At 57.2% G+C, this 7,563-nt stretch carries 5 protein-coding genes; 3 read left to right on the top strand and 2 right to left on the bottom strand.

Annotation, left to right across the window (positions count from 1 at the left end; all coding sequences use genetic code 11):
- Positions 1–76: 76 nt before the first annotated feature.
- Both C4885_RS14515 and C4885_RS14510 read right to left on the bottom strand, forming a co-directional pair.
- Positions 77–1,939 carry an ABC transporter ATP-binding protein gene (locus C4885_RS14515; protein ID WP_114001018.1) on the bottom strand — a complete coding sequence of 621 codons (1,863 nt, stop codon included), beginning with the start codon at positions 1,937–1,939 and terminating at the stop codon, positions 77–79.
- The gene (locus C4885_RS14510; protein WP_114001017.1) at positions 1,917–3,668 is read right to left on the bottom strand and encodes an ABC transporter ATP-binding protein; all 1,752 of its coding nucleotides are present in this window, start codon (positions 3,666–3,668) and stop codon (positions 1,917–1,919) included. Before C4885_RS14510 ends, C4885_RS14515 begins: the two co-directional genes overlap by 23 nt.
- A gap of 270 nt (positions 3,669–3,938) precedes the next feature.
- Between C4885_RS14510 and gmd the strand changes: the two genes are divergently transcribed.
- From gmd to C4885_RS14495, 3 genes are read left to right on the top strand one after another with little or no spacing between them, the layout of a single operon-like run.
- Complete coding sequence (gmd, locus tag C4885_RS14505) at positions 3,939–5,027, top strand: GDP-mannose 4,6-dehydratase (RefSeq protein ID WP_114001016.1); 1,089 nt, start codon at positions 3,939–3,941, stop codon at positions 5,025–5,027.
- Positions 5,028–5,045: 18 nt separating this feature from the next.
- Positions 5,046–5,990 (top strand): GDP-L-fucose synthase, encoded by a 945-nt coding sequence (locus C4885_RS14500; RefSeq protein ID WP_114001015.1) that lies wholly within the window; start codon positions 5,046–5,048, stop codon positions 5,988–5,990.
- A gap of 16 nt (positions 5,991–6,006) precedes the next feature.
- Positions 6,007–7,335, top strand: a complete 1,329-nt coding sequence (locus C4885_RS14495) for a sugar phosphate nucleotidyltransferase (RefSeq protein WP_114001014.1) — start codon at positions 6,007–6,009, stop codon at positions 7,333–7,335.
- Positions 7,336–7,563 lie beyond the last annotated feature (228 nt).

The raw sequence follows: 7,563 nt of genomic DNA, 5'->3' as shown, positions 1-7,563 counted from the left end.
TTGGCAACGCAGATGCCGTGCCGCAGCTGCCGGAGCGGTGCTTAAGCCGCAAGGCGGGAATTGTGCGGTGTTGCCTTTATGCAAGTTCAAACATGCCGTTGTACAGCTGGTAGTATTCGCCCTTTTGGGCCAGCAGTTCATCATGGCTGCCGCGCTCCACAATGCCGCCGTGTTCCAGCACAATAATGGCGTTGGAATTTCGTACGGTGGAAAGTCGGTGGGCGATAACAAAGACGGTACGGCCCTCCATCAGGCGGTCCATACCTTTTTCAATCAGAGCTTCGGTGCGGGTATCGATGCTGGAGGTCGCTTCGTCCAAAATCAGCACCGGCGGGTCGGCCACAGCAGCGCGGGCAATGGCCAGCAGCTGGCGCTGGCCTTGGCTCAGGTTGGCACCATCGCCCGATACCATGGTGTTGTACCCCTGGGGCAGGCGCTCGATAAAGGAGTGCGCGTTGGCAATTTTTGCGGCGGCGATGATCTCTTCGTCGGTTGCATCCAGTTTGCCAAAGCGGATGTTATCCGCCACTGTGCCGGTGAACAGATGGGTGTCCTGCAGCACCACGCCAAGGCTGCGGCGCAGATCACTTTTGCGGATCTTGCGCACATCAATGCCGTCATAGGTGATGGTGCCGGAGGTGATATCATAAAAGCGGTTGATGAGGTTGGTAATCGTGGTTTTGCCCGCGCCGGTGGAACCGACAAAGGCGATCTTCTGCCCCGGTTTGGCGTACAGCGTAACATCATGCAGGGTGGTCTGGCCCGGAATGTAACCAAAGCTGACATCCCGGAACCGTACATCCCCGCGCAGGGGAACGAGAGGGGCGGCGGGGTCGGCACTGTCGCGCCAGGCCCACAGGCCGGTGCGGCGGCCGCCGGCGCTGGGCACAAGGGTGCCGTCCGCAGACTTTTCCACACGAACGATCTCGACGGTACCCTCATCGGTTTCCGGCTGTTCGTCAAGCACGTTGAAAATGCGCTCGGCACCGGCAAGGGCGGCCAGCAGAAAGTTGCCCTGCTGGGTGAATTGGTTGATGGGCAAAGCAGATTGGCGCACAAACACCAGATAGCTGGCCAGGCTGCCCAGGCTGGACTGGCCGTTCATAACCATCAGCCCGCCCAGCACGGCAATGACCGCATAGTTGATGTAGGAGATGGAAACAACGGCGGGGATCATGGTGGCGGAATACCCCTGGGCGCTGGTTCCGGCGCTTTGCAGGCGGGCGTTCAATGCCTGAAAACCTTCCAGGTTGGTCTGCTCATGGTTGAACACCTTGACCACCTTTTGCCCGGCGGCCATCTCCTCCACATAGCCTTCCAGATCGCCAAGAGCCTGCTGCTGGCGGGCGTAGAAGAAACGGCTGCGGTTGGTGCTGAACCGGATGTACCAGAACATGACGGCGTACCCCACCACGACCAGCAGCGAAAGCCGCCAGTTGAGCACAAACAGCAGAACCAGCGTGCCCACCACCTGGATAAAGCTCTGGATCAGCAGAGCAAAGCTGTTGTTCAGCGCGTCCGAGATGGTGTCCACATCGTTGGTGAACAGGCTCATCAGTTCGCCGTTGCGGCGGGAGTCAAAAAAGGAGAGGGGCAGCGTTTGCAGGTGGGCAAACAGGTCCCGGCGGATATCATGCAAGACCTTCTGCGCGGCGCGCACCATGGTCTGGGTGTAGCCCAGGGTAGAAAGCGCGCCCACCGCGTAGATGGCGGCGGTCAGGGCAACACCGCGGACAAGGCCGGGAATGCTGCCGGTTTCCAGAATACCGTTGACCACCGGCTTGATCATGTAGGTACCCAGCAGGTTGGCGAGTGCGCTGACAGCGGTAAGCACCCCAACCAGCCCCAGCATGAACTTGTGGCGGCCCAGGTAGTTCAAAAATACCCGGATGGTGTTGCCAAAATGCTGCGGCTTTTTACCGCTGAATGCCTTTGCCATCCGCGTCATCTCCTTTCATCTGGGATGCATAAATTTCCTGGTAGATGGTGTCATTCGCCAGCAGCTCCTTGTGGGTGCCCACGGCGTGAACTTTGCCGTCATCCAGAATCACGATCATGTCGGCATCCATCACCGAGGTGATGCGCTGGGCAATGATGAGCTTGGTTACATCGGTCAGGGCGGCCAGCGCATGGCGGATCTTGCCCTCGGTGGCGGTATCCACGGCGCTGGTGGAATCGTCAAAAATCAGCACTTTGGGGTGCTTGAGCAGGGTGCGGGCAATGCAGAGCCGCTGCTTCTGCCCGCCGGAAACATTCACGCCGCCCTGGCCCATGTCGGTATCCAGGCCGTCCGGCATCCGCTCCAAAAATTCATCAGCGCAGGCGGCGCGGCAGGCGGCCCACAGGGTTTCGTCATCGGCGTTGGGATCACCCCAGCGCAGGTTGTCACGGATGGTGCCGGAGAACAGCAGGTTCTTCTGCAGCACAATGCCCACAGCATCCCGCAGGGCAGCAAGGTAATACCGGCGCACATCCTGCCCGCCGACCTTGACGGTGCCGGAGGTGGCATCGTACAGGCGGGGGATCAGCTGTACCAGCGTTGTTTTTGCCGCGCCGGTGCCGCCGATAATGCCCACCGTTGCCCCGGCGGGAATGTGCAGCGTAACGTGGGAAAGGGCATCCCTGGCCGCAGCGGCGCTGTATTTGAAGCTGACGTCCGCAAAATCAATGCTGCCGTCGGCAACGGCGGCAACGGGGTCAGCCGGGGTGGCCAGCGCGGGCTGCTCCTCCAGCACGGCACGGATGCGCCGGGCGCTGGTCAGGGAGCGGGTAAGCTGCAAAAACACGCCGGAGAACATCATGACCGAGTTGAGCACCTGCAGAACATAGCTCAAAAAGGCGGTCAGCTCGCCGACCGTCATCCGGTCGGTCAGAATAAAATTGCCGCCGTACCACATGATGCAGACAATGGCCGTGTACATAACGGCCTGGAACGCGGGCAGGTTGAGCACGGCATACCGGAAGGTGTTGGTGCTGGCGGCGGCCAGCTCGTCATTGACGGCTTCAAACTGCTCATTCTCGTAATCGCCGCGCACAAACGCTTTGATGGCGCGGATGGCGGTTAAGGCTTCCTGTACGCGGCCGTTCAGATGGTCCACAGCAGTCTGCTGGCGGTCATACAGTGGGCTGACCTTGGTTACGATCCAGGCCAGAATAGCGGCCAGGATGGGCGTTGTAATAAGGAAAACGATGGTCAGCTTGGCATTGAGCAAGAACGCCATGCCCAGCCCCATGAACAGCATGACCGGGCTGCGCACCAAAGGCCGCAGGCCGGTGGCCACGGCGTTGAGCATGACCGTGACATCGGTGGTCATGCGGGTAACGAGGGACGGGGTGGAAAAATGGTCCAGGTTGGCAAAGTCGAACTGCTGCAGCTTGCGGTACTCAGCTTCGCGCAGAGCAGCGGCAAAGCCGTTGGCGGCGCGGGCGGCGAACCTGGCGTACAGCAGGCCGGTGATCAGGGCCAGCACAGCGCAGATGATCATCTTGCTGCCCTGCAGCATAATGACCTGCATATCATGGCTGGGCACGCCCTGGTCCACCAGGTCAGACATCAGCATCGGAATGACCATTTCAAAAATACATTCCACAAAAACCAGCCCGACGGCAAGGAATAAATCCCGCCGGTAGGGCTTTAAGTAAGAAAAAACGTGTTTGAGATCCTGCATGTGATTCCAGCTTTCTTGAACGGGCAGCGGCCCGGATGATGAAATACTATCCTTATAATTATAATCTGCGGTGCGGGGCAGGTCAATCAAGAGCAGGCGACAGGTTGGATACAGCGTATACTTGCGCAGAAACGCAAAACAGGGTATACTAATATAATATAGGGCAAGGCTGCGCAAAGCCCCCTGAAAGCTGAATTTACATTCCCGCCCATGCTGCGGCAGACCGGCGGCGCATGATGATAGAAAAGGAAAGTTGAGGCTGCATTTTTTATGAAAAAGGCATTGATCACCGGTGTTACCGGCCAGGATGGCTCTTACCTTTCAGAGTTTTTGATCGAGAAGGGCTATGATGTACATGGCATCATCCGTCGTTCTTCCGTTGACTACCGTGAACGCATTGCCCATCTGGAGGGCAACCCGCATTTCCACCTGCATTACGGCGATATGGGCGATTCGATGAGCCTGGTTGCTGTGATCGGCTCGGTGCGCCCGGACGAAATTTATAACCTGGCGGCCCAGAGCCATGTGCAGGTCAGCTTTGATGTTCCGGAGTTCACGGCCGATGTGGACGCTACCGGCGTGCTGCGCGTGCTGGAAGCCGTGCGCCTGTGCGGGCTGGCGGATACCTGCCGGGTGTATCAGGCTTCGACCTCGGAGCTGTACGGCAAGGTGGAGGAAGTGCCCCAGAACGAAAAAACGCCGTTCCATCCGTACAGCCCCTATGCGGTGGCCAAACAGTACGGTTTCTGGATCACCAAGGAGTACCGTGAAGCATATAACATGTTCTGCTGCTCCGGCATTCTGTTCAACCATGAATCCGAGCGCCGCGGCGAAACTTTTGTGACCCGCAAGATCACGCTGGCCGCCGCCCGCATCAAGCAGGGCAAGCAGGACAAGCTCTACCTGGGCAACCTGTCCAGCCTGCGCGACTGGGGCTATGCCAAGGACTATGTGGAGTGCATGTGGCTGATTTTGCAGAACGATAAGCCGGATGATTTTGTCATCGCCACCGGCGTGCAGCATTCCGTGCGGGAATTCTGCCAGCTGGCGTTCCACTATGTCGGTATTGAGCTGGAATTTGTTGGCGAGGGCATGAACGAAAAGGGCGTTGATAAGGCGACCGGCAAGGTGCTGATTGAGGTAAGCCCGGATTTCTACCGCCCCACCGATGTGGTCAACCTGTGGGGTGACCCCACCAAGGCACGCCAGGAACTGGGTTGGAACCCCACCAAGACCAGCTTTGAGGAACTGGTCAAGATCATGGTGGAGCATGACATGGAAAAAGTAGCTGTAGAGCGCGCAGAGGAAAACATCCGCTGCAACCTGGAAGAATACCTGGAAAAAGGCGTTGTAAAATAAGAAAGAAGGCCATTTGTTATGATGGAAAAGAACGCTAAGATCTATGTGGCAGGCCACCGTGGTATGGTAGGTTCCGCCATTGTGCGGGAACTGGAACGCCAGGGATATACCAATATCATTACCCGGACCCATAAAGAGCTGGACCTGTGCCGCCAGGATGCCGTAGAAGAATTTTTTGCCGCCGAAAAGCCGGAATATGTCTTTTTGGCCGCAGCCAAGGTGGGCGGCATTGTTGCCAACCAGAACGCTTTGGCGGACTTTATGTATGACAACATGACGCTGGAAATGAACGTGATTCATTCCGCATGGAAAAACGGCTGCAAAAAGCTGGAATTTTTGGGCTCCTCCTGCATTTACCCGCGCATGGCACCGCAGCCCATGAAGGAAAACTGCCTGCTGACCAGCGAGCTGGAAAAAACCAACGAAGCTTATGCTCTGGCTAAAATCAGCGGCCTGAAATACTGCGAGTTCCTGAACCGCCAGTATGGCACCGACTACATCAGCGTGATGCCCACCAACCTGTACGGCCCCAACGATAACTACCATCCCACCCACAGCCATGTGGTGCCCGCGCTGATCCGCCGCTTCCATGAAGCAAAGGTCAACGGGGTGACCAGCGTGACCTGCTGGGGCGATGGCAGCCCGCTGCGCGAGTTTTTGTATGTGGACGATCTGGCAAACCTCTGCGTATTTTTGATGAACAACTACTCCGGCAACGAAACGGTGAACGCAGGCACCGGCAAGGAGCTGACCATCAAGGAACTGACCGAGCTGGTAGCCAAGGTTGTGGGCTATACCGGTGAGATTAAGTGGGATCCCACCAAACCCAACGGAACACCGCGCAAGCTGCTGGATGTTTCCAAGGCAACGGGCCTGGGCTGGACCTACAAGACCGAGCTGGAGGACGGCCTGCGCCTTGCCTATGAGGACTTTTTGAATAACCCCATGCGTGCTGAGCGCTGAGAAAGGCGAAACCATTATGAATATTGTGCTGCTTTCCGGAGGGTCCGGCAAGCGCCTGTGGCCGCTATCCAACGATATCCGTTCCAAGCAGTTCATTAAAATTTTCAAGTGCCCGGACGGAAGCTATGAATCCATGGTGCAGCGGGTGTACCGCCAGATCAAACAGGTAGACAAAGGGGCGACTGTGACCATTGCCACCAGCAAGACCCAGGTTTCCGCCATCCACAACCAGCTGGGGGAGGAAGTTGGCATTTCGGTGGAACCGTGCCGCCGCGATACCTTCCCCGCCATTGCGCTGGCAACGGCCTATCTGGCCGATGTGCAGGGCGTGGACCCGGAGGAGCCGGTGGTGGTCTGCCCGGTGGACCCCTATGTGGAGGATGACTATTTTGAGGCACTGAAAGCCTTGAGTGAGCAGGCTGCCAAAAGCGAAGCCAACCTGGTGCTGATGGGCATTGAGCCGACCTACCCCAGCGAAAAATACGGCTATATTATCCCCAAAAACAGCAGCGCCGTGAGCGATGTTGCAACCTTTAAGGAAAAGCCGGACGCCGAAACGGCAAAGGCTTACATCGCCCAGGGGGCGCTGTGGAACGGCGGCGTGTTTGCCTACAAGCTGCGCTATGTGTTGGATAAGGCCCATGAGCTGATCGACTTTACCGATTATAAGGACCTGTTTGATAAATATGCCGAGCTGAACAAAATCAGCTTTGACTATGCTGTGGTGGAAAAGGAACCCAAGATCCAGGTTATGCGGTTTGCAGGCCAGTGGAAGGACCTTGGCACCTGGAACACCCTGACCGAAGCGATGGGCGAGCCCAGCGTGGGCAAGGCCATGATGAACGATACCTGCACCAACGTGCATGTGGTGAACGAGCTGAACGTGCCGGTGCTGGCCATGGGCTTGCATGATGTGGTGATCTCTGCCAGCCCGGAGGGAATTCTGGTATCGGATAAAGAGCAGTCCAGCTACATCAAGCCCTATGTGGATAAGATCGACCAGCAGATCATGTTTGCCGAAAAATCCTGGGGCAGCTTCCGCGTACTGGATGTGGAGGACGAAAGCCTGACCATCAAGGTGACGCTGAACCCCGGCCACAGCATGAATTACCACAGCCACATGAACCGCGATGAGGTGTGGGTGGTGATTTCCGGCACAGGCCGCACCGTGGTGGACGGCGCGGAGCGCCCCGTGCATGTGGGCGATGTGGTGCAGATGCAGGCCGGCTGCCGCCATACCGTTCTGGCAGACAGCGAACTGCAGCTGATTGAAGTACAGCTGGGCAAAGAAATCAGCGTGCATGACAAACAGAAGTTCCCGCTGGAACAGGAAACAACAAGATAACACGAAGATACAGCAGAGCACCGTGAGCTGATGCCGATAAGGCGGCTTACGGTGCTTTTGTGATGCTTCCTGTACCGCCAAAGAGACAAAATATCCGGCGGAGACGGCTTGTGAGACATTTTATATCATATACGGCAAAATCTGAGTAAAGGCAATACCGCATAATTCTAAGTGCCGATACGGCGAGCGAGGTACGGCAGATGCTAAGCCAAAAGCGCAGATAATACT

Origin of the sequence: Subdoligranulum sp. APC924/74, from assembly GCF_003324125.1 — a bacterium.
Classification (GTDB): Bacteria; Bacillota; Clostridia; order Oscillospirales; family Ruminococcaceae; genus Gemmiger; species Gemmiger qucibialis.
Note: the sequence above shows the minus strand (reverse complement) of the source record. Positions and strands in the feature narration are given on the sequence as shown.

Excerpts from the sequence above, each read along its gene's own strand:
- C4885_RS14515 (WP_114001018.1), bottom strand. The coding sequence starts at position 1,939 with ATGGCAAAGGCATTCAGCGGTAAAAAGCCGCAGCATTTTGGCAACACC.
- C4885_RS14510 (WP_114001017.1), bottom strand. The coding sequence starts at position 3,668 with ATGCAGGATCTCAAACACGTTTTTTCTTACTTAAAGCCCTACCGGCGG.
- gmd (WP_114001016.1), top strand. The coding sequence starts at position 3,939 with ATGAAAAAGGCATTGATCACCGGTGTTACCGGCCAGGATGGCTCTTAC.
- C4885_RS14500 (WP_114001015.1), top strand. The coding sequence starts at position 5,046 with ATGATGGAAAAGAACGCTAAGATCTATGTGGCAGGCCACCGTGGTATG.
- C4885_RS14495 (WP_114001014.1), top strand. The coding sequence starts at position 6,007 with ATGAATATTGTGCTGCTTTCCGGAGGGTCCGGCAAGCGCCTGTGGCCG.